Below are 26,816 nucleotides of genomic sequence, written 5' to 3'. Positions count from 1 at the left end.
GAGAGAGTTGTAATTGAATTCAGCATATTGACGCTTTTGGGGTGAATGCCGACGGAACTACACCCTTCCACGGTCGAAACGCAGGTTCGAATCCTGCCTACCCTGCCACAACGGGGTAGTCGTACAGCGGCCTAGTACACGAAAAAGTTTCGTCAATCCTTGTCACCCCCCCTTTTTTAGGGACGAATGCCTGTGAGAATACAGCCGCCCATTGGCCTGCGAGTCTGGCGACCCGCACCGGAAACCCCGGAGTGCCGTTCCCACATCTTTTGTCGTCCCACCTATTCGGCAGGCCAATGTGGCTTTCGGTCTGCCAAAACGTTTTGCATGAATGCCGATGAGACTACATGGGCTCTTACGGGTAATCCCCTTGCAGGTTCGACTCCTGCCCGGCCAGATAATCGGTCGGTGGCGGAACAGGTAGACGCATAAGATATTTGTCTCATCCCCACTTTGTCATGCAACCCCTCATGGTGCCGCCGCTGCGTCGGCACCATTTTTTATCGCCAAACCGGGCCACAAACCCAAAGCACGCCCTCAAACATTCAGGTTGAACCCAATATCAATCTCCGAGGCCGGCTTGCCACGGATACCCCAGTTCTCCAGCGGGAGTTCGTTAAGCAGGATGATGATGTCGCGCGGCTCGATACCCAGCGCGCCAAGGCGGCTTACCACACCGTCGTAGAGTTTGCGTTTGGCATCAAGCGAGCGGCCGGGAAAGATGGAAAATTCAACAATGGTGTAGTTTTCGGTCTTGCCGGGCGGGACCGGAAAGCACTCGCGTGCGTGTTCGATATAACGGATCTGCTTGTCATCCGCCGGCAATTTGAACGCTTCGATCTGAGCATGGTAGACCGCATCAATCATGGCGGTAATGTCTTCAGCACTGCGCTTGCGGGTGACTTCAATTCTGACAACAGGCATATCAAGGCTCTTTCAACGGGTATGGGAATTCATCTTTGCGGCAGCAGCGTGCCCGGACGTGCGCAGGAAGCTATCACGCAAGCTGGCATACTGCGAGATTGCCAGTCAAAGATTCCCTTGCCCGCTCAGTAGCGCACCGGGGTTGAATAGCCCCAGCGGGTCGAAAGCTTGCTTGAGCGTAGCCATCAGGGCACGCTCACCGGCATCGTGATAGCGGGCGGCGGCAGACAGGCGCAGGCGGCCGATACCGTGCTCGGCCGAGAGATCGCCGCCACAAGCCAGCACCAGCGGGTAGAGCAGCTCGTTCGCCACTTGCTCCGCTGCGTCGAAGGCTGGTACCGGCAGCTTGCGGGCCGCCCCCGTCTCACCCAGGTACTGCAGGTTGAAGTGCAGGTTGCCATCACCCACATGGCCGAAGATCACGGGCTCGAATAGCGGCATGTGTGCCGCCAAGAGGGCCGCTGCCTGTTGAACAAACTCGGGAATGGCGGCAATCGGCAGACTGAGATCGTGCTTGATGGAAGACCCCGCCCGCTTCTGGGCAGACGGGATACGTTCACGCAAACCCCAGAAATGCTGGCGCTGTGTCAGATCCTGCGCCACCAAGGCATCAGGCGTATTTGCGGCACTTAACAGCGCACACAGCCGCTCGGACAACACCGCGTCGGATTCCCCGCCAGACAGCTCGATCAGTACCGTCCAGGCCGGCGTAGTGGCGAATGGCCGGGCAAGCTCGGCATGCTGATCGGCCACCAGCTGCATCGCAGCCGCGTTGATGATTTCAAACGCCGTCAATACCTCGCCAGCCATGTCCTGAGCCTGCTGAAACAAGGTCAGCGCGGCGGCAATCGACGCTACTGCCACCAACGCACAGGCCTGACCCTTCGGCTGTGGCCAGAGGCGAAGGCTCGCGGCAGTGACAAAACCCAGTGTGCCTTCACTGCCTATCAGCAACTGTTTGAGGTCGTAACCGATATTTCGCTTACGCAAGGAATGCAAACCGTTGTAGCGGCGACCGTCGGCGAGTACGGCTTCAATACCCAGCACCAGTTCGCGCGTATTGCCGTAGCGCAGCACCTGGGTGCCGCCAGCATTGCTGCCAATCAACCCGCCCAGCCTGGCCGAGCCGGCCGAAGCCAGCCATAACGGAAACAAGCGCCCCTCTGCGGCTGCCGCCCGCTGCAGGCTTTCAAGCGTACAACCGGCTTCTGCAACCATTGAAAAGTCGGCGGCACCCATCTGGCGCACCCGATTGAGACGATCGCAACCCAGCAAGATCGCCCGGCCATCGGCAGCTGGGGTAGCGCCCCCCACCAAACCCGTATTACCCGCCTGAGGCACTATGGGCACCCGGTATTCGTTGCATAGGCGGATCACCCTTTCCGCCTCTTCGACACTGCCCGGCAGCACCAAGGCCCGAGCGGCGCCATGCAGGCGCCCACGCTGGTCCAGCAGGCGTGGCGCCATGCGGTCGGGATCGGTACAAATGGCGGCGGCTGGCAGATATTGTTTCAACCGCGAGAGAAAATCTGTCATGGCATTTTGCAGAGGGTATGTTGCCGAGCCTAAGCTCTGTTGACGTTTTGTTTCCGGTCGCGCCGGGTCGAGTTTTGGGGCAGGGCTAGGCAGGGTAAGTGCAGTTTAGCGAGCTAAATAAACGAACCCTAACGACGCCATGCCCCAAAAATCAACCCGGCCCGGAGGGTTTCGCCGGATTTGGGCCTACTGCCGCGTTAAAAATCGCGTGGCTTATCATTAAGCGGCGCACTTTTCGCCTTGCATCAGGCCCAAATCCGACGAAACGCGATCCGGAAATAAAATGTCAACAGAGCCTAGCAGCCTGTCGGACTTTCGAGCGCGGAGGCGGAAACGCGGGAGAACGAGACCAGTTTTGCTGGTTTTTGAGGCGCATAGTGAGCCTATGCAACGAAAAAACCAGCAAAAATGGGCTGTTCAACCCGCGAATTCCGCCCGCACATCGAAAGTCCGACAGGTCGCTAGGCCCAGACTTGGGGTTGTGTCATGGCCAGCAGGCCATCGCGGCCCAGCGTGCTACCAAAACCCGAGGCGCCGGTACCCGCAAATGGCAGCTCAAACCGGCTGGAGGGAATGCGATTGATGAACAGCGACCCCGCACGAAAACCTCGCAACAGACGACGCACCTGCTCGACATCGCCGCCCCACACACTGGCCACCAAGCCCTGCCGGACCTGACCCGCCATACTGATGGCGGATAGGGCATCTGGCGCTGCGGTCAATGTCGCGGCCGGACCGAACAATTCCTCATCAAACGCCGGATTGCCGGGGCCAGCAACCTGCAACAGGGTTGCCGGGAAATGATAGCCCTCGCCACCGGCAGCCTGCCCGCCCAGTAAGGTCTGCGCCCCATTGTGCTGCGCAGCAGACAGCCAGCGCTGCAAACGTGCCTTGACGCCAGCGGTCGCCATTGGTGCCAGCGTGGTCGTTGGGGCATCGCGCTCACCGCAGCGATAACGCCCCAGCTCGGCCAGCAGGGCTTCGCGAAATTCGCTGGCGATGGTATCCACGACAATCAAACGCTGAATGGCGGTGCAGCGTTGGCCTGCGTTGGTACAACGCGATTTGGCGGCCAGACGGGCAGCGCTGGCGATATCGGCATCTTCCAGCACCACCATCGCATTGTTGCCACCCAGCTCCAGCACGCAGGGTTTGAGGTAATGACCGGCCTGCGCTGCCAGCTGCCGACCGGCGGTTTCGCCACCGGTGAAGACAAATAGATCCGATGCAGCCAACGCGCTGATGGTCCCCAGCTCATCGAGCCAGACCAGCTGCGCCAACCCCGGTGGCAGACATTGCTGCAGCAACGGTTCAAGCAGACCAGACGTGATCGGCGCCGCAGGTGGCGGCTTGAGCAGGCAGGCATTGCCTGCCGCCAGGGCCGTTGCCAGGGGGCGCACCAGTTGCCACAGCGGGTAATTCCACGGCGCCACCGCCAGCACGATGCCCCAGGGCCGGCGTATCAGGCGAGCACCGCCTTGCCATTCATCTGCCAGCCATTGTTCCCCTTGGTCCGCGACAAATTCACACCAGTCCGCAGCGCGCGCCACCTCCTCTTCAGCTTCAAAACGGAGTTTGCCGATTTCGGCCATCAGCGCCGCAACCAGCGCCCCGGCCTGCTTGCGCAGAGCGTCGGCCAACAGGCGCAGGCTGCCTGCCCGTTCTGCCCAATCTGCATGCGCCCACTGACGGGCAGCCGCTCTGGCCGATTCAAGACTGTGGTGAAGTTGTTGCGTGCTGCAGGCGGCGCGTGCTTGCAGCAGCCTGCCGGTGTAAGGATCGCAAGCGCGAAAAGCGGTATCGAAGTCTAGGTCCCGGTACATCCAGATTCCATTGTTGCAAGATCAGCCGGCATGGTGCCGCTCATCAGATATTCAAGTAACTCGCGCACCGGCCGGATCGCCTGTCCAAACGGCAATCGGCTGGCGCCACGAAAGAACAAGCCTTTATCCACCTCGCCCCGCAAGGCAGCTGCCAGCTTGAGGTCGATGCAGAACTGGCCGATGCGGGCAATGCCATCACGCAGGCCGCACTGGCTCAGGCAGTCGAGCCTTTGCGTGCAGCGGCGCGGGTCGGCTTTGCTGGCTGCCTGCAGGCTGGATTCGCGCTTCAGATAGTTACGCAGCCACGGGGTCAGCACCGCACGCGCCGGCAAACCGGCCACGCTGGTGAATTCTACCAGTTGCTCCGGCGATGCCTCTGCCAGAACGCGTTTGAATTCAGGATGCGCATCCCCTTCCCGGGTCACGGCGAAGGCGGTGCCCAGCTGCACAGCATCGGCGCCGTGGTTCAGCCAATGCTGCACCTTGGCATGGCTGTCGATACCGCCCGCCACAATCAGCTTCGGCGCATCCTTGGCCAAAGCCAGCTCGGCAAAGAAACTGCGAACCTCCGTCAGCACCCGGCCGAACTCAAAACGGCCATCCCGCAATTCGTCGATCCGGCTGGCGCCCAGATGTCCGCCTGCATGGGCCGGATGTTCGATAACGATGGCGTCAGGCAGGCGACCTTTGCGCAGCCATTTTTTCACCACCAAGGCAATGCCGCGCGCATCGGACAGGATCGGAATCAAGGCTACCCTGGGATAATCTGCCGTCATCTCAGGCAGATCCAACGGCAGCCCTGCCCCCATCACGACCGCATCGACACCACTCTCACACGCCTGGCGGACCAGGTTCGGGTGCTCCGCTACCGCCTTCATAACGTTGACGGCCACCATGCCCTGGCCGGCCGCCTGCTGCTTGGCCGCCCGTATTTCCCGATCCAGCGCTGTCAGATTGGCAGCGGCAATTTTCTGCGGATCGCGGCAACGATGGGTCGCATCGAGCAGATCAGGATGATGATGACGCAAATCAACACTTGCCACCGTGCCAACCGCATTCTCGGCAGCCACCGCGCCAGCCAGCCGATGCGCCGACACCCCGACCCCCATCCCGCCCTGCACAATGGGTTTCAGTCGGCGGCCAGCGAGTTCCAGTACATGCTCGATCATTGAAATAAGCTCCTGAGAGAGTTTGGCGACGGGGTTAGCGCTGCTTGGGCAGGTTATAAAAATGTTCGCAGAGCCTAACGGCAGGCACCGGAAAATGACTTGAGCCATGTCAACCTGGAGCCTTTGCACTACAAACGCCAAATCCTCCAGTTTTTCATTTACTTGTTTATTTATCGACCCGCTTATGGTTTTGAAAATCACCCGCCTCGTAAGAATTTTCATTGTTTATTTATAATTTTTTACAGTTTTGGCACCTTGAGATTTAATGCAATATGCGTAATATTCCACACAAAATCGCTCAAAGTCCTTTTATATAAACAATTCAGGACTTTGGCATTTTAAATATAAACACTCTCTAATATTGGCGAGTGCAATCCCCTAATCCGGAAGGTCGAAAATGAACAAATCCACTTACGCATGGCTATCTGCTGCCGCACTCCTGGTCACGCCTGTTTACGCAATCGACATTGACAGCACCGGCGCCACCGTACAATTTGCCGGCAAGGATGCCATCCAGTTCAACAATCTGAACGTACCGGGGCATGGTAGCTATGCCGTTCGCTTCAAGTGGAATCCCGCATCGCTGAGCTTCACGTTTGACCCGGATTCCCTGTCACTTTCGAGCCAGGCGCGCTGCACCAGCCGTGTCTATGAAAGCGATGATTATCAGATGTGGTCGTCGATCCGCGTGGTGAATGGCGTGGAATATGGCGGGGCGATCAACGTTAATGCCGACATCACGCCGGACAATATCAATCTGAAGTCCGTCTGGATGTACGATCTGGCACTCAGTTGGGCCAGGACTGCCAAGGCCGAAGACAACCCTTTCCTCAAGGGCAGAACACTGCGCAGCTTCGACCCATTGAAGGCATATGGGCTAATTGCCTATTCGGGAATGGGTTTCAAGCAGGGCGATCTTGTCGAGATCAGCGGTAACCCGGAGGTCGATAACTTCCTGATCGTGAAACAGGCCAATGGCAGCGTCACAACCACCTTCAAAACCGGCGTGGTGCGCAAGAGCATGCTGGGCTGCGTTTCGGGCACCGGGTCGTACACTGGCTATGGCCAGACCTTCACCAGCGGTGCAGTGAATATTGCGGGTGATGTGGCGACCTATACCACCGATCAGGCCAAGCTGACCTGGAATCTTTCCAGCGCTTCAGGCACCGTTGCCGCCAATCCTCATGCGCCATCCGTTGGCAATCTGCAGATTGGCACCGCTTTCAAGGTGGTGGATATTGGTGAAGGTTTGAGCTTCATCGGGATTGATGCCGACGGCAAAGCCATAGCCACCTTCAGCACATTAAAGCGCTGACCAACCCCGCATCACCCAACGTAGCATTGGCAATCCGCGCCTGGTTGCTTATCGGCCAGGCGCAAATCACATCTGTCATCAGGTTCTGTTGACGTTAGCCCGCCATGCATTGCTCCAGCGCATCGGCGTCGTGAATCAGAATGTCACGGCCTTCCACCTGGATCAGTCCGGCGATTCTGAGTTGATGCAGGACTCTGGACAGGGTTTCGGGTGTCAGACCGAGTTTCGACGCAATCAGGTTTTTGCTGACGGCAAAGCTGGTCTGCGTACCAGCATCCGTCGCTCGCCGGGGCTGGCGCAGCAGCCACGACACCACACGCTGCGTGGAGGTTTGCAGGTTGACGGATTCGATGTCCTGCATCAGAAAATGCAGGCGCTGCGACAGGCTCACCAGCAAGTGGCGCGCCAATGCAGGTTCGTGGTCTATCGCTTCATAGAGGTGATGCTTGTCGATCCAGATCAACAGGGAGTCTTCCAGCGCTTCGGCATCGACCAGATAGGGACGATCGAGAAACATCACAGCATCGCCAAAAATCTGCCCAGGCCGGAAAAACTCAATGACTTTCTCCTGCCCCTGCGGGCTGGGAATAGCCAGTTTTACATGGCCGGTGGCGACAATATAGATACCGGTAGCCTGCTCACCACGCCGGAAAACCAGCTGGTGCTTGGCCGCTCGCACCTGGATCGCCACGGCCGCGAGTCGCTGCAGCAGCTCATCCGACATCTCGCGAAACACGGGCTGCTGCCTTAACAGTTCGCCAATATCGAGCTTGCGTCCCATTCTTCCATCCTTCCTGTCCCTGCTGGATCGCACCTCAGCCGCAGAAGTTGTTGGCAAAATGCGTGGGCAAACACCCCGCCATCATCCGGCCATTTTTCCAACAACTTCCGCGTGCGGCTTGCCGACTCAGGGCACTCAGTCGCCATGTCTGACTTCAAAGTGCTCAAACAGCCTGCCTAGTGCGTCCAGCAAGTGAGATGAAGGTATTGCCACGGTGTCTGGAACATTCCAGGCCGACGGGCGTGCAGGCTGCAAGGCGAACTGTGTCACGCCCTGCTCCGCCAGGTTTTGCGCTAGCGCAAACAAGCGTGACTCATTCAGCCAGCTCGGATGCCAGGTCGTGCGGCATTCAAACGGCACCCGGCTGGCCAGCAAGGCCGATAAACTGGCCTGCACGGGCATGGCGCTGTGGCGACGCTGGGTCAACGCGTCATAACCGGCGACATCGCTTTTGATGTCCAACCCCACCCAATCCAGCTGGGGCAGCAGTTGCCGCAAACGATCGGGATACATACCCGCCGTGTGCAGGGCCAAGTCAAAGCCTAGCGCCCGGCTGCGCTGCAGCAGCTCGGGTAGTAACGGCTCTACCGTCGGCTCGCCACCCGAGAACACCACGCCATCCAGCAAACCTTGTCGCCGTTGCAGATAGCGCTCGATAGCCATCCAGGCCAGATGCCCTTCCCGATTTTGCAGATGCGGGTTGTGGCAATAGCCGCAACGCCAGGGGCAGCCCGCGACAAACACCACTGCCGCAAGCTTTCCGGGCCAATCCACGCTGGAAAACGGCACAAAGCCGCCCAGGCGGGCGGCTTCATAAGCGTCGGTGTCGGTCATCACACAACCTATTCGCGATCCTGAACCATGCCTGCCCGCCGAGGCTCGACGAAGAATCGGCGTTCACGGAACTCCCCTTGCTTGCCGATATTGAATGACGCCACGGGGCGGTGATAGCCCATCACGCGGGTCCAGACTTCACAGCGGGTCCGTTCGCTGTCAGCCAATGGCAGCGGGTGGGTTTGCACAGCAATGGGGGTAGAGAGTGTCATGATGTTTCCTCGTAATTGAATTGAAATGGCGAAGCCGATGCCGGTCATCGGCATGCCGCCTGGCGCGCCATCAGCTCGGCGTCGCACTTCGGGCAGAACTCATGGCGGCCGCTTAAATAGCCATGCTTGGGGCAGATCGAGAAGGTCGGGGTAATCGTGATATACGGCAGGCGGAAGTTCTGCAGCGCCCGCCGTACCAATTCGCGGCACGCCTGGGCTGACGACACGGCCTCATTCAGATAAAGGTGCAGCACAGTGCCGCCGGTGTACTGGCGCTGCAGGGTTTCCTGCATTTCCAGCGCCAGGAACGGGTCATCGGTAAAGCCTGCCGGCAACTGGCTGGAGTTGGTGTAATACGGCGCATCCTCGGTCCCGGCTTGCAGAATCTGCGGCCAGCGCTTCTTGTCTTCCTTGGCGAAACGGTAGGTGGTGCCTTCCGCCGGTGTGGCTTCGAGGTTATAGAGATGGCCCGTGTCGCGCTGGAATTCAACAATCTTCGCCCGCACCCGCTCCAGTACCCGCATCGCCAGCGCGTGCCCGGCCTCGGTGGTGATGTTCTCGGTATCTTCCGTAAAGTTGCGGATCAACTCATTGATGCCATTCACGCCCAGCGTGCTGAAGTGGTTGCGCAACGTGCCCAGATAGCGCTTGGTGTAGGGATAGAGCCCCTGATCGATATAGCGCTGCACCACCTTGCGCTTGATCTCCAGACTCTGCCGGCCCAGTTCCAGCAGGTAATCCAGCCGCGCCAGCAAGCCCGCCTCATCCCCCCGGAACAAATGACCGAGCCGGGCACAATTTACGGTCACCACGCCAATGCTGCCCGTCTGCTCGGCCGAGCCAAACAGACCATTCCCGCGCTTGAGCAACTCGCGCAGATCCAGCTGCAACCGGCAGCACATCGAGCGAACCATATGCGGTTCGAGGTCCGAATTCAGGAAGTTCTGGAAGTAAGGCAGGCCGTACTTGGCCGTCATCTCGAACAGCCGCAGCGTATTCGGGTGCTCCCAGTCAAAATCCTCGGTGATGTTGTAGGTGGGAATCGGAAAGGTGAAGACCCGGCCCTTGGCGTCCCCCGCCATCATCACGTCGATATAGGCGCGGTTGATCAGATCCATTTCGGCCTGCAGATCACCATAACAGAACGGCATCTCCTCACCGCCGATATACGGAATCTGCTCACGCAGATCGGCCGGGCAGGTCCAGTCGAACGTCAGATTGGTAAACGGCGTCTGCGTGCCCCAGCGGCTGGGCACATTCAGGTTGTAGATCAGCTCCTGCATGCACTGCCGCACCTCGGCATAGGGCATGCCATCGCGCCGCACAAACGGCGCCATATAGGTATCGAACGAACTGAACGCCTGCGCCCCCGCCCACTCGTTCTGCAAAGTGCCGAGAAAATTCACGATCTGGCCAATGGCGCTCGACATATGGCGCGGTGGCGTCGCCTCGACCTTGCCCGGCACCCCATTAAAGCCTTCGTGCAACAGGGTGCGCAGCGACCAGCCCGCGCAATAGCCGCTCAGCATGTCCAGATCGTGGATATGGATATCCGCCTCGCGATGCGCCTGCCCGACCTCGGGGGGGTACACATGGCTCAGCCAGTAATTAGCCGTCACCTTGCCCGCCACGTTGAGGATCAGCCCGCCCAGCGAGTAGCCCTGATTGGCGTTGGCATTGACGCGCCAGTCGCGCTGATCGAGGTATTCGTCCATCGCGCTTTCAACATCCACCAGCGTCTGGCGTACCTGCCGCAACTGTGCGTGCTGCTCGCGGTAAACAATATAAGCACGCGCCGTGCGCCAGAAACCCGACTCGAACAGCACCTGCTCCACCCCATCCTGCACCACCTCGACGCCAGGACAGGCCGGAGACTGTGCCGCAAGCCGGTCCACCACCACAGCCGCCAAACGCTGGGCCGCCGGTGCATCAAACTCGCCACATACCAAGCCCGCCTGCGCCATCGCCCGCGCAATCTTCTGCACATCGAACGGCACCACCCGCCCATCTCGTTTAATCAAATGACTCGGTCGCATCACAACCCCTACATCTAGTTTCATGACGCCATGTTAGTACTAGATGTAGTGTTTTCTAAGCCAAGGCAGAGGGATTTTTTGAAAGGCTTGATGGGGGTCAAGCAGTGAGGTATTGACCGCATCGCCGCGCCACACTTCAAATGTCATTATTTTTGACAAACCTTCATCAATTAAATAGTATTACCATCCTTTACAATCAACTCGTCACTTCAGAAATGGCACGTCAAAAAATCAGCAGCGCCATTAAAATGGCAAAATATCTAGCCATTACCGCAACCATTGCCCTTTCAAATCAGGCATTTTCCAAGGATGGCTTTTCCAAAGAATCCAACGGCGGATCTGACGAAAAAAATTCAAACTGGATGTCAAGGCTTTCAGATGATATTCGTGTCAGCCAATTATCTATCCCAGGAACACATGACACCGCCACATGGGATGTTCCAGATATTGAATATGTTCGCATCGCAAAAACGCAAAGTATGAATATCCGGCGCCAGCTGGAGGCTGGTGTACGGGCGATTGATATTCGTTGCCAGCACAAAAGGGATCGTTGCGCGCTCAGGCATGGATCATATGACTTAAACAAAGATCTCTATGAAGTGCTTGATGCTGTCAGGGGGTTTTTAACCGTGAACCCCAGCGAAACTGTCTTCATGATTCTAAATAACCCCGATGGAGATGGCAGCGATGGCGCTCCTAAAGACAATAGCGTGGAGAGGTTTGCGTATACGTTCCATTCAGCTTATTGGAATCCCTTTAAATCTTACTTCTGGAAAGGAAATGCGCCAATAATAGATGCTCCAGCCGAATGGGGACTAAGGTATCAAGGTGAGGTATTTCCAACACCAACCATAATCCCGGATATTCCCGTACCGACTACGGAGCCACGCATCCCTACCATGCGAGATGTTCGCGGCAAAATCGTCATACTCCATGATTTTGAACCGACTGAAACATCGCTGGGTTGGTTTGGATTGCCCGGGCCCCACATGTATAACTGGGGAACACGTTTCCCCCATCTCATTAAAACTGATGGCAAATGGGAAGTCGCCAATCCGGGTGCCAGAGAAGAGTATTGGCAAACAAAGAAAGCGATTTTCGAACAAATTTCCAAGCCCGGTGTTAACCATGATGACGCTATGCATATTCATGGCATAAGCGGTGCATTCTCCGCCGCATGGACTGGAGGCATGGCTCCCGTTATGGCTATTGATCCAGAATATGTAGCGCGGCATGTTAATATTCAAGCACACAATTATTTCTCCGCGCTTGCCAACTCCAAGCCTGCCGACACAAACAGAAGGCGTGTAGGCATTGTATTAACCGACTTCCCCGACGTGAATTTAATTAATAGCATTATTAAATTAAATTCGTTATCTGCACCACCCCCACTTCCGCAGAAGCATAAGTTCTCCATGCATTTTGGGGAAATTAATGATCGGATCGAAGTTTCTCTGAATGGTGTTGATGTTTTCTCTTACAAGGGAAAAGAAGCAGATCTTCCCGATCATATCTGGAGCCAATTTCGCGAAGGTCCAAATGAAATTGGTGTTCGCCTTGGCAACAATGACTGCTTCTCCACTTCGCTGAAAGTAACACTGTTCAAGAATTCTTCTCAGGCAGATGAGCGTCGCTTTTACAAGCGAACTTCACATTGCGGCAGACAATTACACTGGAAGTATCAAATCAATCTTAATTCTGGTGGATGGAGTTTCTCCGAATAATTAACTGAGCGAGTTTTAATTAATAGCCAGATCGTGCTCCACGGCAAGGGCGCTCAATATTCCTGATTGGGATATTGAGCGCCCTGCCCTTTTGGAGCCTTGATCAGACCCGCCAGGCTGGTGACCCTCTGCAATTCCAGCACGCGCCTTGAGAGTTGTTGCCGGCGGGGTTCGGGTACCATCAGCGGCATGAATCCTAGTGACCTCTCCTTCCGCTACAGCCGCATTCTCGCCAAAGATGCCACCTTCGACGGGCAGTTTCTGACAGGCGTACACAACACCGGCATCTACTGCCTGCCCTCCTGCCCAGCGCGTAAGCCCAAGTTGGAAAACGTGACGTTTTTCGAGCACGAGTCGGATGCCATTGCCGCAGGGCTGCGCCCATGTAAGCGTTGCCGGCCTGACGCGTTTTATCGAGGCAATGATTGGGATGCGCAGTTGTTTCAGTCTTTGCAGCGCCATGTGCGGGAAGCGCCAACGGCGGTACCGTCCGTGGCGGCTTTGGCCGAAAAGGCTGGAGTCAGCCTGTCCAAACTCAACGATCTGCTGCGTACGCATGCCCATCTGCGCCCAGCCAGCTGGCTGCGCCGGGAGCGGCTGCATCAGGCCCAGCAATATCTATTGCAAGGGGGTGGCAAGGTGCTGGATGCCGGGCTGGCGGCGGGTTTCGAAAGCGAGGCCTCGTTCCACCGGCAGTTCCTGGCAGCAACCGGCATGACACCGGGCGCCTACCGGCAGCTGCGCAATGCCGATCAGTTTGCACTGGTCTTACCACAAGGCTATCGCTACGCCGAAACGCTGGCGTATTTCTCGCGAGACAACGAACAGCTCGCGGAACGGGTAAGCGGGCATACCCTCGATAAGGCCTTTCAGTCGGAATCCGGGCCGGCCATTTTGAGTATCGAATGTCGCCCCGAGCTGGGGCTCGCCTATTGCCGGCTGCATGCCCAACAGACCCTGTCGCCCGCTGATCGCGTCGCCGCGCATCGAATGGCGCTGCGCATGCTGGGGTTGGATAGCGATGCGGCAGCGTTTGAAGCCCGTGCAGGCAGCGATACGCTGATTGCCAGGCTGATCACCCACCGGCACGGGTTACGACCGCCGCTGACCGCGACCATATTTGAGGCATTGGTGTGGGCGATCGTTGGTCAGCAGGTCAATCTGTCGTTTGCCACCCAGTTGCGACGAACCGTGATTACACACGCCGGCCACAAAGTGGCAGGCAGCCATCTGTGGTTGCACCCCAACGCCAGCGATGTGGCCGCATTGATGCCCGCCGATCTGATCGCCAGCAAGTTTTCGCGTTCGAAAGCGGATTATCTGCTAGGCGCTGCTGAAGCCGTCGCGCAGGGAATGCTGGCACTCGACACTTTGCGTGACCAATCCGCCGTTCTGGCCGAACGGTCGTTACTGGCCCTGCGCGGTATCGGCCCCTGGACCGCAGCCTACGTGATGCTGCGCGGCGCCGGCTTTGATGACTGCATACCGGTGGGCGATTCGGGCCTGACCGAAGGTTTGAAGCGATTTTTCCAGCTCGATTCGAGGCCGGATGCCGATCAGACGCGCCAGCTCCTGGCACCCTTCTCGCCGCACGCCTCCCTTGCCACCTGTCACTTATGGGCCAGCCTGAAAGCATCGACATGAAGACAAGTTTTTATGGCCAGTTTCCAACCCCTCTGGGCACCGTTGCGGCGGCGCAAGATGCGGCGGGCCGGCTTACCCGGCTGGTTTTTCTGGCTGGCACGGCAAAAGGTGGCGAACAAGGCCCGGCAGAGCAGCGCGATGACGCACGATTTGACACAGTAGCCCTGCAGCTTGACGACTTTTTTCGAGGTGAACGCAGCCGATTCGACCTTCCCCTCGCCCCTGCCGGCACCGATTTTCAGCAAAAAGTGTGGGCTGCGTTATTGCAGATACCGATGGGCGAAACCCGCAGCTATGGCGAGCTGGCTCGTCAGCTAGGCTTGCCTCATGGCGCGCGGGCCGTCGGCCGTGCCAATGCCACCAACCCGATTGCGCTGGTGATTCCCTGCCATCGCGTCATCGGCGCCAATGGCGCATTGACCGGCTATGCGGGTGGGCTCGGCCTCAAGCAGCAGTTGCTGGCTTTCGAGCAACGTCAGTTCACGCTCGGCGATGAAACGTGGCTGCGTTGATGCTGATCCCATTCACCCGTCTTGCCAGTCCTTCGGCCGGGCAAAGGCCAGCACATGCCCATCCGGGTCGAGCGAGTAAGCGGCTACATGTCCCCAGTTTCGAGGTTGCACCGGGCTGAGTTCCTGCGCGCCGGCAGCCAGTGCCCTTGCATGCGCACCCGCAGGGTCCGGACACAGCAGATACAGCTCGGCACGCGGAATACCGCTGGCCCTTGCAGGATCAGGCAGCCGGTCTCCGAGCAACCGCCGAATCCCCAGTTCCGGCATCAAGCCCAACACGCCTCCGCCAGGAAGGTCGAACTCCGTCATGCCCGGCACATGCAGCCGAGGCGCGATGTCGAGCGCGGCACAATAGAAATCATGACTGCGCTTCTGGTCGGCAACGTAGAGAATGAAGTAGCTGCTGTGCGTCATCACACGATCAATCCCGGTCTAAGCTGGGGGGTACACTACGATTTACCGTTTGGCGAGATGGAAGACGTGTTCCCAGGCCGCGCACTTACCCTTCATGCCACCCACAACTTCGACGCTCTCCAGCAGCGAGATATCGTAATACTCGGCATAGTGGTGCAGCACCTCGGCCTGGTTGATTGAGAACGGCGGGCCGGGCTGAACGCTCTGGTCATACGCATAACACACCAGCAACTGCGGCGCCTGAGCGATAATCTCCCTCAAATGGGCGGTATAGCGCGGCCTGACAGGGTCAGGCAGGGCGACCAATGCCGCCCGGTCGTAAACGGCATCGACACGGCCAAGCTGTTCCGCCGATACCGCAAAAATATCGCCAACCCAAACCTGCAGATTGCCGGTCTGATAGCACTTGAGTGCGCCATGCTGGCTTATGACCGGCACGACGCCCAGTTCAGCAAATAGCTGCTGAACCGCCAATTCACTCAGTTCCGCCCCAGCAACCTGATATCCCTGTGCCAACAACCAGCCAATATCCAGCGTCTTGCCACACAGCGGCAAAAACAGGCGGCTGCCCGTGGCTAGCGCCAGCTGGCCAATATGGCGTACCAACAGCGGATTCGCCGTGCTGATATGAAAACCGATTTCGTTTGCTTCCCACTTTCGGTGCCAGAAATTAGCGTCCATGCAAGGTCTCTCCGTTTGAATGTCTGATCGCACCCGCCACTCGCAGCGGGTGTTCTGTACATAGATTATCTCCACCAGCCGGTCCGCGCTGCAGCCGTCTTCGGAGTAGGCTATTCGCCCCATAGACGTCAAGGGGCGCATTTCCGCCGCTTAATAATTCCAATAAATGGAATAATAAATTGCAATTTATGGTTATTCTTTCTTGTTTTGAGCTTTGGCAAAGTAGCGTCACTCGCAACGCACTGTGTGAAGCGAAACCGCCAAGCCCGAAAGGATTCACCATGAGCCGCATCAACGTCGTCACCAACGAAACCGCCAACGCCGAACAAGCTGCCCTGTTCAGCGCCATCCATAGCCAACTGGGTATCGTCCCGAACTTCCTGCGGGTGTTTGCCAACTCGCCAGTGGCCCTGAAAGCCTTCCTCGGTCTGCACGGTGTCGCCGGTGCCGGCAGCCTGGATCTGCCGACCCGCGAACGCATCGCCCTGGCGCTGGCACAACAGAATTCCTGTGAGTACTGCCTGTCGGCCCATACCGCCATCGGCAGCAAGGCCGGTCTGAACGGCGCGGAAATCGCCGCCAACCGCGCCGGCAGCAGTCAGGATGCGCGGGCCGCCGTCGCCGTGAAGTTCGCCCGCTCGCTGGCCGAGCACAAAGGTGAAGTGACCACCGCCGAGCTCATCGAGATGCGCAATGCCGGTTACAGCGATGCCGATATCGTCGAGGTGATCACCCACGTCGGCATGAATCTGCTGACCAACATCCTGGGCAAGGCCAGCCGCGTCGAGATCGACTTCCCGAAGGTCTCCGCCTGAGCGCCCCGCTGATTGCCATCGAACACTACTGAATACTGGAAAGGAAATACCATGAACCGCATCGCACAACTCGCCGCCCAACTGACCCTGGCCGCTGTCATGATCGCCCCCGCTTTTGGCGCGACACCGCAAACCAAGAATGGCGTCACCACGATTCATCTGACGGAGTACAACGGTTACTTCGCCGCCGAGGAAACCCTGACCGACCTGAAACCCGGTGATTACGATTTCGTCGTCACCAACAAGGCCGGCAAGTTTGTCGGGTTCAATGTGCAGGATCAGAAGTCACATGAATTGCTGGGCGGCTTTGGCCTTAAACCCAATGAAACCAAGACTGTGCGCGTCAAAGTCGGTGCCGATGGTTTCCGTTACCGCTGCCCGATCAACGTCACTCCTTGGTACGACGTAGACATGACCAAGTAAGCGCCGATGCATCGGCAATGCTGCACCCTACTCCTCGCTTGACGTTTCGCCGCACATCCCTCGGGCTGTGCGGCTTTTTCTTCTAGCAGCCTGTCGGACTTTCGGGCGCGCAAGCGGAAACGCGGGAGAACGAGACCAGTTTTGCTGGTTTTTGAGGCGCATAGTGAGCCTATGCAACGAAAAAACCAGCAAAAATGTGCTGTTCAACCTGCGAATTCCGCCCGCGCATCGAAAGTCCGACAGGCTGCTAAGCTCTGTTGATGGCGCTATGGCATCTGTCCACCGAAGGCGGGATCACACCGGCGCAACTCGGCTTCTATGAGGCGATAAACCTTATCGCGCAACGCCGGCACATCAGACTCCGTAAGGCCAGCCGTTGGGATGGGTGGCAGCCAGCGAAACACCACTTTGCCGGGTTTGAGCATCAAGCCATTCAGCGACATCACACCCCGCATGTTCAGCTGCACAAAGGGCTGAATCGGCGCCTGGGCGGCAATTGCAAAGCGGAACGGCCCATCGCGAAAGCTCTGCAAGGGCGTCTCACCCCGGTTACGGGTGCCTTCGGGAAAAATAAACACCGGCCAGTTATCTGCCAGCGCACGCCTTAACGCCGCCACACTTCGTTGCCGACTCTCGGCAGAGTCACGTGTCACCAGCACAGCAAAGCTTCTGAACAGAAAACCGAGGAGGGGAATCCGGGCGAACTCGGCCTTGGCCAGAACTTTGACCGCACGTGCGCAAGCGATGGCGCAAACCGGCATATCGAGCATATTGCAGTGGTTACCGACAATAACCGGCGCCGGTTGCCAGGCAGCCTGCCCTTCCACCGTCACCCGAATGCCCGTCAACAGCGACCAGATCCGCATCGACACCCGGTTGGCACGGTACATGATGGTCAGGCGAGGGTGTTCGGACAACAAAAATGCCGGCAGGTAAAACGGAATGACGGCGCAAACGCCGATCAGGAACAGCAGGCCAACATATGCGCTGTAAACAGCCTGAAGGATACGCATGGCAAAGCCTCGAAAATGTGCGGTCCGCATTGTGAGGCCTGGCACGGCTGCTGTGAACTGGACTCTGTTGACCCCTCAATTCCGGCCACGCCGCGCTACGTTTCTTGCGTGTACAGCCAACCCCTCACCCCGGCTGCCCGTCGATGCGGGGCTTCAGGTAGATCGGGGCCATTTTCATTACCCATAAAGCAAGTAGCGCCAGCCACAGGCTGGCCGAGGCATGCATCAGCCAGGGGATGGCCAGCAAGCTGGCGGCCACGCGGCTGGCGGCCGCCAGATGCAGGCCCAGATAGAGCGCCCACAGCCAGTTTTCGGCCTGCAACGGACGGCCGCTATGGCCAAAAGTCACCCGGCTGACAAAGCCGACCAGCATGGTCGCCATGAAGCCAAGCCCCAGCGCGTGAATGGGGGCGGAGCCTACCGTCAGCACGCCGGCAGCACCGAGCGCTATGAGTGCGAATGTAATCGCCAGCCAGGCAAACGACAGGTGCAGCATCGCCAGTAGTCGATTACCCAGGCTGCGCAACACGCCCCAGCGCCAGCTGGTGTAGGCGAAACCAAGACTCATCGCAGTCGCCGCAATAGCTTCGAGCCAGGACCAGCCCAATCCGCCGGCCACACCTACGCTGATGCAACCACCCAGCCATGCCCACAGCAGGCCATAGGGTCGCCAGGGGGTGTAGGGCTGAATGACATTGCCACTGAAAAACGGCAGCATGCGGTGGCAGACCGCCAGAAAGATTGGCAGCAGGAAGCCAAAGAAGGCGAACTGACGGGCGACGATCCACGCTGGCTCGATACCCGCTGCCCACATCATTGCCGCAGCCTGTGCCAGCGCACCGCCCAGCATGGCTGCGAGCAAGACCTTGGCATGATAACGATCTTGCGCCTTGCTGGCCTTGACCAGGCGGCTCCAGCGCCAGCTGGCCGCCAGCCAGGCCAGGCACATCAGGCCGAATCCCAATGCCGCCAATGGTCGCCATGCGCTAATCGCTCCCAGCACCACCAGTACCAGGCCCGATAGATAGCCGCTACCAATCGGCAAAAAGCCCCCGACGCCATTTACCCCCAGCCAGCGCGGGCCAGCGGTGAAAGTAAAGCCGAGAATGAATAACGGAAACAGCCCAAGTGGCATCAGCAGGGCATGTATCGGCACGGCCGCCAGTCCAGCCGGTCGGGCAAGTGTCAGCCACCACCAGCCGAACAGCAGAAGCAAGGCCAGGGTGCCCGCGAAAAAGTACAGGCGATGAGGAGCAAGTTTGAGTGCGTGCATGAGGGGTCATCCGTTTCGGCCATCGCCAATCGGGTTCAATCTGGGTTGTCTGGGGTTATCTGAAATGCGCCCTGCCTTGTGTCCAACCGAAGCTGACTGGCCGCCCGCAACGGAAAACCGGCTATTGCCGCCGGCTGGCCATGGCTTGGCCGATCTTCGCCAGCGTCGGCGCAGGCAAACGGGTGGCATGCGGGTAGAGTCGTTCTTCTTCCTGGCGAGCATGCTCGGGATAGGCGGTGGCAAAGGTCAGCAGCAGGCTGGATGGCACTTCGGCTGGCGATCCTTGCTGGACAAGCGACAGCCAGTGACCGACATCCCGCCACAACCCGGCCAGCGGCAGATGCTCGTATTCGATCCGGTCCAGCTCGTAGTTGAGTTGACTGTCGCGCAAGCCTCGTAAAGCAGGAAACAGATCAATCTCTTCATCGGCATGGTGCAAAGGGGCGGCAACATCGAAATAGCGCAGTACCGACGTTGCGGCTTGCTGCGCTTCAGCATCGCAGCCCTTCTGCAAAACATGGTCACCAATGCGCGCCACCAGTGCCGAAAAGCGCCGCACTTTATCGTGGCAGGCGACCAGCATCGCTATCGGGTCGTCAGGACTGGGGAGATTGGCAGATGGGAACATGCATGCATTATTGATCTGCCCTCTCACCAATACCATATCCAGCATCAAGCTTTTTAGGTTCTGTTGACGTAAGGTTTACAGTCGCGCCGGGTCGAGTTTTGGGGCGAGGCTAGGCAGGGTAAGCGCGGTTTAGCGAGCTAAATAAGCGAACCCTAACGACGCCTTGCCCCAAAACTCGACCCGGCCCGAAGGGTTTCGCCGGAAAGTGGCCTGGCCCTGTGTTGCAGAACGCTTGCATAGAATAACTATGCGGCGCGCTCCGCGCCTTGTTCCTGGCCATTTTCCGGCGAAACGCGATCTGCAAACCTTACGTCAACAGAACCTAGTTGTGCTACGCGCCTTGGCAAGGCGCTACCGGCAGCGAGCCCCCTGAGTCAGGCTTCGACCCAGCGATACATCTGCCCATCGGAACAGGTCGAGCTGCAATGGCCGCAGCGTCCACGATTGCAAGCCATCGCCAGCGGGGCGATCTTGCCGCGTACCAGCAGGGTTTCCAATGCAACGTTGATAGTGGCGATGTCTCCCCCCGTGGCCTGGGCAAGCGCCTGCGCGCTGGCGGGCGACGTCTGCAGACATTGCTTGATCCTGGCAATCAGCATGATTCCACCTGTCTTGGATTACGCTCACGCTGCAACAGGCCAAACACTACCAGTCCACTCAACGTTGCACTGATCGCCAGCCAGGGAACCGGCACTGCAGCCCTTGCAAAGTGGTGGTAACTGGCCGCTACGGTGTATGCCATGCCAAACGTCCAGCCGGCACTGGCCAGCATCCAGCGCCAGCCAAACTCTCGTCGAAGCGCAGCCAATGCGGCCACGCAAGGGGTATAGAGCAGCACGAACAGCAAGTAGGCGTAAGCGGCCGTGACACTGCCAAAGCGCTGCTTCAGTGCGGTGTCAGCCCCTTCGGCTGCACCGAGCTGATCGCTGACGTCAGACTCGGCCACCTTCAAACCAAGCGGATCCAGCAAACGGGCCCCCAGCTCGGCAAACTTCGCCGGTATCGTCGCCAGCGCATCGCGAATTTGTCCGGCCAGCGCGGGGGGGGTCTCATCGGCAGCGGCCTTGCCGGCAAGCCGTGCATAGCTACTGGCCAACGTACCGGCTACGGCTTCCTTGGCCAACACCCCGGTCACCAACCCTACCACCGCCGGCCAGTTGTCGCGCTGGATGCCAATAGGCGCAAATGCCGGGGTCAGCAGGCGGGCGCCATTGGCCAGCAAAGAGTCATCGGGCGCATCCGGCCGCAGCCGCCCTTGCATATCCACCGCGCCCAGAAAGGCCAGTATCAACACCATCGGCACAATCAGACTGCCCGCACCCTGTACAAAGCCCTTGAGTCGGGACCATGCCTGCTTGAACACGCTATGCAGACTAGGCCAATGCCAGTCGGGCAGTTCGAGCACGGCCGGCGTAGCATCGCCACGCAAAACGCTGTGACGCAGCAACAGACCCGTTGCCAGCGCAACGGCAATCCCGGCCAGATACAGGCTCATCACCACACCTCCGGCGTCCCCCGGAAAAAACACCGTGGCAAACAAGGCGTATACCGGCAACCGTGCCCCGCAGGAAACAAATGGCAGCATCATCCCTGCCATGACGCGGGCGTGCCGCCCTTCCAGGGTCCGGGTTGCCATGATGGCCGGCACATTGCAGCCAAAGCCGATGATCATCGGCACAAATGCTCGGCCCGGCAGCCCGAGTGCCCGCATCAGCCGGTCCACCACAAAGGCTGCTCTGGCCATGTATCCGCAGTCTTCGAGTACTCCCAGAGCCAGGTAAAGCATGCCGATGGTCGGCACAAAGGTGGCGACGGTCTTGATGCCTTCACCCAGACCATTGCCCAGGCCAAAACCCAGCCAATCCGGCAAACCCAGTGCGGCCAATGCGCGCACCGGGGCCTGTACCAGCAAGGCATCAGCCACGCCATCCACTGCATCAACAAATGCGCCACCGACATGCGTCGCCCAGGCAAACAGGCCGTACATCACCATTAGAAAAATTGGCAAACCCCAGAGCCGGTGCAGAACCACGGTGTCAAGGCGGCGACTCGTGCGCGAGCGCTCTGCGCTACGGCGCACATGCTGCATTAATTGACCAATCGCCGTGTACCGGGCATCCGCTATGGCGATATCGGCATCATCACCATATTGCGACGCCAGCCGTTGCCGCACAGACGCCACTTGCGAAGCCATAGCGCCATCCATGGCCAGCCCTTCCAGTGCTGCCATGCGCTGATCATCCGTCGCTGTCGGCAGCACCTCTCGCAAGGTCTGCAGTGCCGATGCCACAGGTTCTTCGTAGTGCAAAGTAGCGGGTTTGCCGGGCCAAGGTGCCAACAGCGCAGTCTTGAGGCTTGCCACCCCAGCCTCACTGGTTGCGACGAGTTCCACCACCGGCACACCCAGGGCCCGACCCAGCGCTGCGGTATCTATCTGCATGCCCTCCGCACGAGCCAGATCCGTCATCCCCAAGGCCACGAGTATCGGGTGCCCCAACTCGAGCAACTGCAAGGTAAGGAATAGTTGGCGTTCCAGCTGGCGGGCATCCAGCAAATTGACGATCAGACCATCGAATGTATGCAAATAGCCCCTGGCAACCGCCTCATCCGCCCCGCCGCCCTCGCTCAGGCTATAAAGACCAGGCAAGTCAATGACTTCAAGCGTTTCGTCCATCAGCCGCAGGCTGCCGCTCTTGCGTTCGACAGTTACCCCAGGCCAATTCCCAACGGTCTGATTGAGGCCGGTAAGCCGGTTGAACAGCGTGGTCTTGCCGCAGTTGGGATTGCCGATCAGCGCGATCGTTTTCATGACGCGAACCGGATGACATGCAAAGCCGCCGCCTCTTCTCTTCGCAGGGCAAAAGTAGTGCCACGCACGGCCACCTCGATGGGGTCTCCCAATGGGGCGCGACGTAGCACTTCAACATGGGTTCCAGGCAGAAAGCCAATCGCCAGCAGGCGACGGCGCAAAGGCGATGCAGCGAGCGCCAATCCACTTACCGTGGCACGCTCGCCACTGTTCAGATCAAGCAGGGAATAGGATTTGGACATGACGCCACCTCAGTTGAATACAGATGAGAATCGTATTCATTTAAAGAGATGGCAGATTTGATCGGGGTCAAGAATTGTCGGGCTGATGCCCTAAAAGCTTGGCGCCGTTGACGTTTTGTTTTCCCACAACAAAACATCAACGACGCCTGGTTCTGTGGCGCTTAGCAAGCGCTTATGCTTATTGGGGGCTGGTCTCAGCTGCGGGTTGGCCACCCGTCTTCATGATGCTCAACAACTCCATCATCAATTTGGGCATGATGTTTTTCTGCATATCTTCCTGCAGAACCTGGCTCATGGTCTGGTCTGCCGCAAACCGCTGCGCCTGTAGGCTACGAGTCTTGGGATTCTTCGCATCGTCCAGCAACAACGCCAGCTCCTCCTGCGACATTTTCTTTGCATAAGTATCTGCAATGAGTCGCTCGATTTCTGCATAAGAAATAGCTGATCTAATTGCCTGAGCCATCTTCTTTATTTCGGCCTGCATCTTGGCTTTTTGCTTTTTGTCGGCGGAACCGGAAAACATTTCCAGTTGCTTCTGCATCGACTTATCTAATTCGGCCATTTGCGCATTGAATTGCACCCGATACTGATCACCCGATGCACGGACAAAATCAAGCGCAATCGCTTCTTTTGACCCCGCCGTCGGCACAGGCACAACGGGCGCTTTCTTTACCGGTTGTTTTTTATCTATTTGATCGGAAATTTCATCAACCCGAGCGCCGATATGCGAAGAAATTACCTGCAGTAATTCGGTAGCAACCGGCACCATTCTGGAGATATGCAATTTGCCTGCCGGTGTCTGGTAATACGCAATCAGGGCATCTACTTCAGCATCGTCGTAATGCTTCTGATACGCAGAGATTGCAACCGGCTCCAGTTTGGCCCAATCCAGATGGCGGCGGATGGTCTTGGAGGTCACGTCGTAGATGGCTTTGGCCTTCTCCTTTTTCTCAGGATCCGTCTCAGCCTCAAACCGCGCGCGCTGTTGTCCCTCCATCGCCGAGATGATCTGCTCAACCGACGAAGCTGTATTCTGTGCCTCGAACAAGGCATGCAGCTTGGCTGGACTGGCCCCTTGCCCAGCCAGCGCCATCGGTGCCAGCAGAACACCCGCCGCCAGCAATGCCGCACGGCTAGTTGATAATAAAGACGTTAATCGCGATAAATAGCTCATCAAATAATCCTTATATACCAGAAAATCCCACCCAGCCGGATGGACAGAATACCTACATTTTGCGCATATAAAAAAACCCGGCCGAAGCCGGGTTTTTTCAATTCAACACCAATTCGATCAAATTAGACCGGCTTGATGTTCGATGCTTGCTTGCCCTTGGGGCCAGTCGTTACATCGAAAGAAACCTTTTGGTTTTCAGCCAGGGTCTTGAAACCATTGGATTGGATTTGCGAGAAGTGGGCGAACAGATCGTCACCACCTTCGTCAGGAGTAATAAAGCCAAAACCTTTGGAGTCGTTGAACCACTTAACGGTACCGGTTGCCATGATGCATTTCCTTAATGGAAGTAATAGAAAGAAAAGTGCGGACGATCAAACCCAGGATTGGCGAATCGGGATACCGGTAAAGGTACGAGAACTGCCATAAAACCTACTAGTTGAAGAGCCTGCGGAACGCTTTTTACGCGAGTTCGAGCATTTTTGCAAAGCATTTCTGCGTAGGCCATCCGATGTCTGTCGCTTTCTTAATTCCGCGCTACCTGCCAGTCACGGGATTTCCCCACTGGCAAGCGGTGCGGCGGATTATGTAGACCGCAAGCTCCAGTGTACACCGAGTAAAAAAATTTGGCGGCAATTGCAGTCATTTTCCGCTGACAAAAGTTCCAGCCCGGCGCCAAATACGCTTACGTCATATTCCATTCGAATATCACGAATAGCTCTTATCCAGGCCAGCTACAGCGCGTGGCCGTGAAAATTGCCAATAGTTATCTGATTTCACAAATGAAATTCAAATCAAGTCACGGCAGAGGTTCAACATGATGGAATTTCTGATAGTCGAGATGGTTGATTCCTTGCTCATCCACTGAAGTCATGTCGGCATAACCGTGGTTCCAGCGAATTTCTGCACTTCGATAGTGATGACGGGTGATCAGCGTCTGGGAAGTGGTCTCATCCATGCCATCCAACGTCAGTATCAGCACTGCATCCTGCCGTTCCAGATCCTCTTGCGTCTTGCCATACAAAGGGCTGGCTTCGTTGATCGAATGCATAAGCATCCACCCCAAAATGAAGACTGGATGTTGATCTCTCGTCAGGCTCAGATCATATAGCCGGCGCATTTCTACGCCTTCTGGCGATATCTCTGTCAGCATCAGCCGCAGTCGGGCAGACGCGTCAATGATGACGTTCTGCCGTGCATTGGCGGCGCGGATCATGAGGGTGGGCCAACCTTCGTAGGGGCGCACCACAGGATGCCTGGCAAACAGGAATCGGGCGCGTGGCTTGGAAAAACGAGCGAACATGACCCCGGTCATCAAAGCAATGCTGATCATGCCGCAGAAGATTTCACAGGTAGCCACAAAGTGGGTATAGGCGCTCTGAGGGTGCATATCGCCATACCCCACCGTAGCAAAGGTTTCCACACTGAAGAAAAACAGCCCTGTAAGGTCTGGCGGGGCAAGATTGGCAATGCCATCCGGCTGCACCGCGTAGAGCAAAGCAAAAAGCAGATTGATGGTAAGAAAAATGCCCGCAAGCGCCAAAAAGAACACCGGCCAGCGCGTGGTCATGGCGTAATGAAACAGATCTTGCAGCAAGGCACGCGGCATGCCGTAGGTCAGGACTTTCTGGTCGCCGATCTGAACCTTGCGGGGATGACGTTGTGGCATGGAACGATAACCTCTTGTTCGTAGGCTCTGGTAAATCAGCAAGCCACCAGACACTGAAATCAAAGGGGGTGGCCAATACATTGCACGATAAAAAAACGGCCCAACAGTTGTCGGGCCGTTTTTTACATGGAACAAGTCACCGCACGAGGCGGTGGCTGATCAATGATGGTGATGGTCGTGCGGACCATGAGCGTGACCGTGCTCCAGCTCTTCCTCGCTGGCTGCGCGCACGTCGGTCACAGTGCCGACAAAGCGCACGGTCTTGCCGGCCAGAGGGTGGTTGCCATCGACGGTTACGTAGTTGTCGCCCATTTCGGTAACGGTGAAGATCATGATTTCACCCGATTCTGGATCGTCGGCTTCGAACATCATGCCGACTTCGACTTCTGGCGGAAATACATCTTTTGCTTCCTTGCGAACGAGCTCAGGCTCGTATTCGCCGAAAGCATCTTCCGGCTCCATCGTTACGTCGATTTTTTCGCCCACTTTTTTACCTTGAAGCGCTTCTTCGACTAACGGAAAGATGCCGTCGTATCCACCATGCAGATAAACCATCGGCTCATCTACGGTTCGGTCGAGCAGCTCATTGTTCGCGTCGAACATCTCGTAGCTGAGCGACACGACGGTGTTTTTGCCAATTTGCATAGTTGGTTTATCCCAGTTGCTTGATGAGCCGGAGGACATCCGCCGCATGACCACGCGGACTCACGTTGTAGAGTGCGTGGCGTAAATTTCCGGCTGCATCGACGATGAAAGTCGAGCGGATGATTCCCAATTTTATCACGCCATCCCGTTCACGCTCGTGCAGAGCGTGATATTGGCGTGAAACTTCTCCTTCTGCGTCAGACAAAAGCCTGACCAGAAGGCCATGCCGGTCCCTGAATTCTTCATGGCAGAAGCAGTCGTCGAGACTCACACCAAGGATGGTGGCGCCGGCTTTATCGAACTCTTCGGCGAGGTCCGAGAACTCGATGGCTTCGCGTGTGCAACCCGGGTCATCGTCGCGGTGGTAGAAGTACAGCACAACATGCCGCCTGCCTCGATAGTCACCCAGGCGGACCATATCAAGGTCAGCGTCCGGCAATTCAAAGTCGGGCGGTGTATCTCCGGGATTCAGCATCAATCGCCTCCGCAGTGGACTGTTTCGACAGGAAATCAACTGTGTTCC

27 protein-coding genes are annotated in these 26,816 nt (G+C 57.6%); 6 read left to right on the top strand and 21 right to left on the bottom strand.

Annotated features, from left to right (window positions below):
* Positions 1 to 537: 537 nt before the first annotated feature.
* The 4 genes from PZA18_RS16625 to PZA18_RS16610 form a co-directional block, all read right to left on the bottom strand.
* Complete coding sequence (locus PZA18_RS16625; RefSeq protein ID WP_284101992.1) at positions 538 to 924, bottom strand: tautomerase family protein; 387 nt, start codon at positions 922 to 924, stop codon at positions 538 to 540.
* A 105-nt stretch (positions 925 to 1,029) separates the two neighbouring features.
* A complete protein-coding gene (locus PZA18_RS16620) occupies positions 1,030 to 2,460 on the bottom strand; it encodes an FAD-binding oxidoreductase (protein ID WP_284101991.1) in 1,431 nt (476 codons plus the stop codon).
* 461 nt (positions 2,461 to 2,921) lie between these two features.
* Complete coding sequence (locus tag PZA18_RS16615; RefSeq protein WP_284101990.1) at positions 2,922 to 4,283, bottom strand: aldehyde dehydrogenase family protein; 1,362 nt, start codon at positions 4,281 to 4,283, stop codon at positions 2,922 to 2,924.
* On the bottom strand, positions 4,268 to 5,452 hold the full coding sequence (locus PZA18_RS16610; protein WP_284101989.1) for an NAD(P)H-dependent flavin oxidoreductase: 1,185 nt from the start codon (positions 5,450 to 5,452) through the stop codon (positions 4,268 to 4,270). The genes PZA18_RS16615 and PZA18_RS16610 overlap by 16 nt, the downstream gene beginning before the upstream one ends.
* Before the next feature lie 397 nt (positions 5,453 to 5,849).
* Between PZA18_RS16610 and PZA18_RS16605 the strand changes: the two genes are divergently transcribed.
* Complete coding sequence (locus tag PZA18_RS16605) at positions 5,850 to 6,767, top strand: hypothetical protein (RefSeq protein WP_284101988.1); 918 nt, start codon at positions 5,850 to 5,852, stop codon at positions 6,765 to 6,767.
* A gap of 94 nt (positions 6,768 to 6,861) precedes the next feature.
* Here PZA18_RS16605 and PZA18_RS16600 read toward each other — a convergent pair whose 3' ends face one another.
* The 4 genes from PZA18_RS16600 to PZA18_RS16585 all read right to left on the bottom strand — a co-directional run bounded on the left by PZA18_RS16600 (position 6,862) and on the right by PZA18_RS16585 (position 10,654).
* On the bottom strand, positions 6,862 to 7,548 hold the full coding sequence (locus tag PZA18_RS16600) for a Crp/Fnr family transcriptional regulator (RefSeq protein ID WP_284101987.1): 687 nt from the start codon (positions 7,546 to 7,548) through the stop codon (positions 6,862 to 6,864).
* Positions 7,549 to 7,683: 135 nt separating this feature from the next.
* On the bottom strand, positions 7,684 to 8,382 hold the full coding sequence (locus tag PZA18_RS16595) for an anaerobic ribonucleoside-triphosphate reductase activating protein (protein ID WP_284101986.1): 699 nt from the start codon (positions 8,380 to 8,382) through the stop codon (positions 7,684 to 7,686).
* An 8-nt stretch (positions 8,383 to 8,390) separates the two neighbouring features.
* The gene (gene nrdD / locus PZA18_RS16590; protein WP_284101985.1) at positions 8,391 to 8,594 is read right to left on the bottom strand and encodes an anaerobic ribonucleoside-triphosphate reductase; all 204 of its coding nucleotides are present in this window, start codon (positions 8,592 to 8,594) and stop codon (positions 8,391 to 8,393) included.
* A gap of 44 nt (positions 8,595 to 8,638) precedes the next feature.
* Positions 8,639 to 10,654 carry a ribonucleoside triphosphate reductase gene (locus PZA18_RS16585; protein ID WP_308447407.1) on the bottom strand — a complete coding sequence of 672 codons (2,016 nt, stop codon included), beginning with the start codon at positions 10,652 to 10,654 and terminating at the stop codon, positions 8,639 to 8,641.
* A gap of 116 nt (positions 10,655 to 10,770) precedes the next feature.
* Between PZA18_RS16585 and PZA18_RS16580 the strand changes: the two genes are divergently transcribed.
* From PZA18_RS16580 to PZA18_RS16570, 3 genes are all read left to right on the top strand, one after another.
* The gene (locus PZA18_RS16580) at positions 10,771 to 12,354 is read left to right on the top strand and encodes a phosphatidylinositol-specific phospholipase C domain-containing protein (protein ID WP_284101984.1); all 1,584 of its coding nucleotides are present in this window, start codon (positions 10,771 to 10,773) and stop codon (positions 12,352 to 12,354) included.
* A 189-nt stretch (positions 12,355 to 12,543) separates the two neighbouring features.
* On the top strand, positions 12,544 to 13,998 hold the full coding sequence (locus tag PZA18_RS16575) for a DNA-3-methyladenine glycosylase 2 family protein (protein WP_284101983.1): 1,455 nt from the start codon (positions 12,544 to 12,546) through the stop codon (positions 13,996 to 13,998).
* Positions 13,995 to 14,510: a methylated-DNA--[protein]-cysteine S-methyltransferase gene (locus PZA18_RS16570; RefSeq protein WP_284101982.1), complete on the top strand. Its 516-nt coding sequence runs from the start codon at positions 13,995 to 13,997 to the stop codon at positions 14,508 to 14,510. Before PZA18_RS16575 ends, PZA18_RS16570 begins: the two co-directional genes overlap by 4 nt.
* Before the next feature lie 12 nt (positions 14,511 to 14,522).
* On the opposite strand, the gene PZA18_RS16565 is transcribed toward PZA18_RS16570, so the two are convergent.
* Together PZA18_RS16565 and tmpT are read right to left on the bottom strand one after the other, a co-directional pair.
* Positions 14,523 to 14,924: a VOC family protein gene (locus tag PZA18_RS16565; protein WP_284102014.1), complete on the bottom strand. Its 402-nt coding sequence runs from the start codon at positions 14,922 to 14,924 to the stop codon at positions 14,523 to 14,525.
* A gap of 42 nt (positions 14,925 to 14,966) precedes the next feature.
* A complete protein-coding gene (tmpT, locus tag PZA18_RS16560) occupies positions 14,967 to 15,605 on the bottom strand; it encodes a thiopurine S-methyltransferase (RefSeq protein ID WP_284101981.1) in 639 nt (212 codons plus the stop codon).
* A 281-nt stretch (positions 15,606 to 15,886) separates the two neighbouring features.
* Here tmpT and PZA18_RS16555 point away from each other — a divergent pair, with 281 nt between their 5' ends.
* Together PZA18_RS16555 and PZA18_RS16550 are read left to right on the top strand one after the other, a co-directional pair.
* Complete coding sequence (locus PZA18_RS16555) at positions 15,887 to 16,420, top strand: carboxymuconolactone decarboxylase family protein (protein ID WP_284101980.1); 534 nt, start codon at positions 15,887 to 15,889, stop codon at positions 16,418 to 16,420.
* Positions 16,421 to 16,471: 51 nt separating this feature from the next.
* Complete coding sequence (locus tag PZA18_RS16550) at positions 16,472 to 16,843, top strand: hypothetical protein (RefSeq protein WP_284101979.1); 372 nt, start codon at positions 16,472 to 16,474, stop codon at positions 16,841 to 16,843.
* A gap of 266 nt (positions 16,844 to 17,109) precedes the next feature.
* On the opposite strand, the gene PZA18_RS16545 is transcribed toward PZA18_RS16550, so the two are convergent.
* From PZA18_RS16545 to PZA18_RS16495, 11 genes are all read right to left on the bottom strand, one after another.
* Positions 17,110 to 17,856, bottom strand: coding sequence for a lysophospholipid acyltransferase family protein (locus PZA18_RS16545; protein ID WP_284101978.1), 747 nt, complete (start codon positions 17,854 to 17,856; stop codon positions 17,110 to 17,112).
* A gap of 124 nt (positions 17,857 to 17,980) precedes the next feature.
* Positions 17,981 to 19,129 (bottom strand): NnrS family protein, encoded by a 1,149-nt coding sequence (locus PZA18_RS16540; protein WP_284101977.1) that lies wholly within the window; start codon positions 19,127 to 19,129, stop codon positions 17,981 to 17,983.
* 121 nt (positions 19,130 to 19,250) lie between these two features.
* A complete protein-coding gene (locus tag PZA18_RS16535) occupies positions 19,251 to 19,757 on the bottom strand; it encodes a hemerythrin domain-containing protein (protein WP_284101976.1) in 507 nt (168 codons plus the stop codon).
* A 374-nt stretch (positions 19,758 to 20,131) separates the two neighbouring features.
* Complete coding sequence (locus PZA18_RS16530; RefSeq protein WP_284101975.1) at positions 20,132 to 20,356, bottom strand: FeoC-like transcriptional regulator; 225 nt, start codon at positions 20,354 to 20,356, stop codon at positions 20,132 to 20,134.
* Positions 20,350 to 22,566 carry a ferrous iron transport protein B gene (gene feoB / locus PZA18_RS16525; protein ID WP_284101974.1) on the bottom strand — a complete coding sequence of 739 codons (2,217 nt, stop codon included), beginning with the start codon at positions 22,564 to 22,566 and terminating at the stop codon, positions 20,350 to 20,352. Before feoB ends, PZA18_RS16530 begins: the two co-directional genes overlap by 7 nt.
* On the bottom strand, positions 22,563 to 22,808 hold the full coding sequence (locus PZA18_RS16520; protein ID WP_284101973.1) for a FeoA family protein: 246 nt from the start codon (positions 22,806 to 22,808) through the stop codon (positions 22,563 to 22,565). The genes feoB and PZA18_RS16520 overlap by 4 nt, the downstream gene beginning before the upstream one ends.
* Before the next feature lie 178 nt (positions 22,809 to 22,986).
* Positions 22,987 to 23,982 carry a DUF2059 domain-containing protein gene (locus tag PZA18_RS16515; RefSeq protein WP_284101972.1) on the bottom strand — a complete coding sequence of 332 codons (996 nt, stop codon included), beginning with the start codon at positions 23,980 to 23,982 and terminating at the stop codon, positions 22,987 to 22,989.
* Between the two features lie 122 nt (positions 23,983 to 24,104).
* Positions 24,105 to 24,308: a cold-shock protein gene (locus PZA18_RS16510; protein WP_284101971.1), complete on the bottom strand. Its 204-nt coding sequence runs from the start codon at positions 24,306 to 24,308 to the stop codon at positions 24,105 to 24,107.
* Positions 24,309 to 24,778: 470 nt separating this feature from the next.
* Positions 24,779 to 25,648, bottom strand: coding sequence for an ion channel (locus PZA18_RS16505; protein ID WP_284101970.1), 870 nt, complete (start codon positions 25,646 to 25,648; stop codon positions 24,779 to 24,781).
* A gap of 159 nt (positions 25,649 to 25,807) precedes the next feature.
* Positions 25,808 to 26,293, bottom strand: coding sequence for an FKBP-type peptidyl-prolyl cis-trans isomerase (locus PZA18_RS16500; RefSeq protein ID WP_284101969.1), 486 nt, complete (start codon positions 26,291 to 26,293; stop codon positions 25,808 to 25,810).
* 7 nt (positions 26,294 to 26,300) lie between these two features.
* Positions 26,301 to 26,768, bottom strand: coding sequence for a peroxiredoxin (locus PZA18_RS16495; protein WP_284101968.1), 468 nt, complete (start codon positions 26,766 to 26,768; stop codon positions 26,301 to 26,303).
* Between the last annotated feature and the right edge of the window lie 48 nt (positions 26,769 to 26,816).

Source organism: Parachitinimonas caeni (assembly GCF_030129945.1).
Classification (GTDB): Bacteria; Pseudomonadota; Gammaproteobacteria; order Burkholderiales; family Chitinimonadaceae; genus Parachitinimonas; species Parachitinimonas caeni.
Note: the sequence above shows the minus strand (reverse complement) of the source record. Positions and strands in the feature narration are given on the sequence as shown.

Excerpts from the sequence above, each read along its gene's own strand:
- PZA18_RS16520 (WP_284101973.1), bottom strand. The coding sequence starts at position 22,808 with ATGTCCAAATCCTATTCCCTGCTTGATCTGAACAGTGGCGAGCGTGCC.
- PZA18_RS16515 (WP_284101972.1), bottom strand. The coding sequence starts at position 23,982 with ATGAGCTATTTATCGCGATTAACGTCTTTATTATCAACTAGCCGTGCG.
- PZA18_RS16595 (WP_284101986.1), bottom strand. The coding sequence starts at position 8,382 with ATGACCGACACCGACGCTTATGAAGCCGCCCGCCTGGGCGGCTTTGTG.
- PZA18_RS16550 (WP_284101979.1), top strand. The coding sequence starts at position 16,472 with ATGAACCGCATCGCACAACTCGCCGCCCAACTGACCCTGGCCGCTGTC.
- PZA18_RS16615 (WP_284101990.1), bottom strand. The coding sequence starts at position 4,283 with ATGTACCGGGACCTAGACTTCGATACCGCTTTTCGCGCTTGCGATCCT.
- PZA18_RS16565 (WP_284102014.1), bottom strand. The coding sequence starts at position 14,924 with ATGACGCACAGCAGCTACTTCATTCTCTACGTTGCCGACCAGAAGCGC.
- PZA18_RS16580 (WP_284101984.1), top strand. The coding sequence starts at position 10,771 with ATGTCATTATTTTTGACAAACCTTCATCAATTAAATAGTATTACCATC.
- PZA18_RS16625 (WP_284101992.1), bottom strand. The coding sequence starts at position 924 with ATGCCTGTTGTCAGAATTGAAGTCACCCGCAAGCGCAGTGCTGAAGAC.
- PZA18_RS16570 (WP_284101982.1), top strand. The coding sequence starts at position 13,995 with ATGAAGACAAGTTTTTATGGCCAGTTTCCAACCCCTCTGGGCACCGTT.
- PZA18_RS16555 (WP_284101980.1), top strand. The coding sequence starts at position 15,887 with ATGAGCCGCATCAACGTCGTCACCAACGAAACCGCCAACGCCGAACAA.
- PZA18_RS16495 (WP_284101968.1), bottom strand. The coding sequence starts at position 26,768 with ATGCTGAATCCCGGAGATACACCGCCCGACTTTGAATTGCCGGACGCT.
- PZA18_RS16505 (WP_284101970.1), bottom strand. The coding sequence starts at position 25,648 with ATGCCACAACGTCATCCCCGCAAGGTTCAGATCGGCGACCAGAAAGTC.
- feoB (WP_284101974.1), bottom strand. The coding sequence starts at position 22,566 with ATGAAAACGATCGCGCTGATCGGCAATCCCAACTGCGGCAAGACCACG.
- PZA18_RS16585 (WP_308447407.1), bottom strand. The coding sequence starts at position 10,654 with ATGAAACTAGATGTAGGGGTTGTGATGCGACCGAGTCATTTGATTAAA.
- PZA18_RS16540 (WP_284101977.1), bottom strand. The coding sequence starts at position 19,129 with ATGCACGCACTCAAACTTGCTCCTCATCGCCTGTACTTTTTCGCGGGC.
- PZA18_RS16530 (WP_284101975.1), bottom strand. The coding sequence starts at position 20,356 with ATGCTGATTGCCAGGATCAAGCAATGTCTGCAGACGTCGCCCGCCAGC.
- PZA18_RS16510 (WP_284101971.1), bottom strand. The coding sequence starts at position 24,308 with ATGGCAACCGGTACCGTTAAGTGGTTCAACGACTCCAAAGGTTTTGGC.
- PZA18_RS16500 (WP_284101969.1), bottom strand. The coding sequence starts at position 26,293 with ATGCAAATTGGCAAAAACACCGTCGTGTCGCTCAGCTACGAGATGTTC.
- PZA18_RS16545 (WP_284101978.1), bottom strand. The coding sequence starts at position 17,856 with ATGCGTATCCTTCAGGCTGTTTACAGCGCATATGTTGGCCTGCTGTTC.
- PZA18_RS16575 (WP_284101983.1), top strand. The coding sequence starts at position 12,544 with ATGAATCCTAGTGACCTCTCCTTCCGCTACAGCCGCATTCTCGCCAAA.
- PZA18_RS16535 (WP_284101976.1), bottom strand. The coding sequence starts at position 19,757 with ATGTTCCCATCTGCCAATCTCCCCAGTCCTGACGACCCGATAGCGATG.
- PZA18_RS16605 (WP_284101988.1), top strand. The coding sequence starts at position 5,850 with ATGAACAAATCCACTTACGCATGGCTATCTGCTGCCGCACTCCTGGTC.
- PZA18_RS16610 (WP_284101989.1), bottom strand. The coding sequence starts at position 5,452 with ATGATCGAGCATGTACTGGAACTCGCTGGCCGCCGACTGAAACCCATT.
- tmpT (WP_284101981.1), bottom strand. The coding sequence starts at position 15,605 with ATGGACGCTAATTTCTGGCACCGAAAGTGGGAAGCAAACGAAATCGGT.
- PZA18_RS16620 (WP_284101991.1), bottom strand. The coding sequence starts at position 2,460 with ATGACAGATTTTCTCTCGCGGTTGAAACAATATCTGCCAGCCGCCGCC.
- PZA18_RS16600 (WP_284101987.1), bottom strand. The coding sequence starts at position 7,548 with ATGGGACGCAAGCTCGATATTGGCGAACTGTTAAGGCAGCAGCCCGTG.
- nrdD (WP_284101985.1), bottom strand. The coding sequence starts at position 8,594 with ATGACACTCTCTACCCCCATTGCTGTGCAAACCCACCCGCTGCCATTG.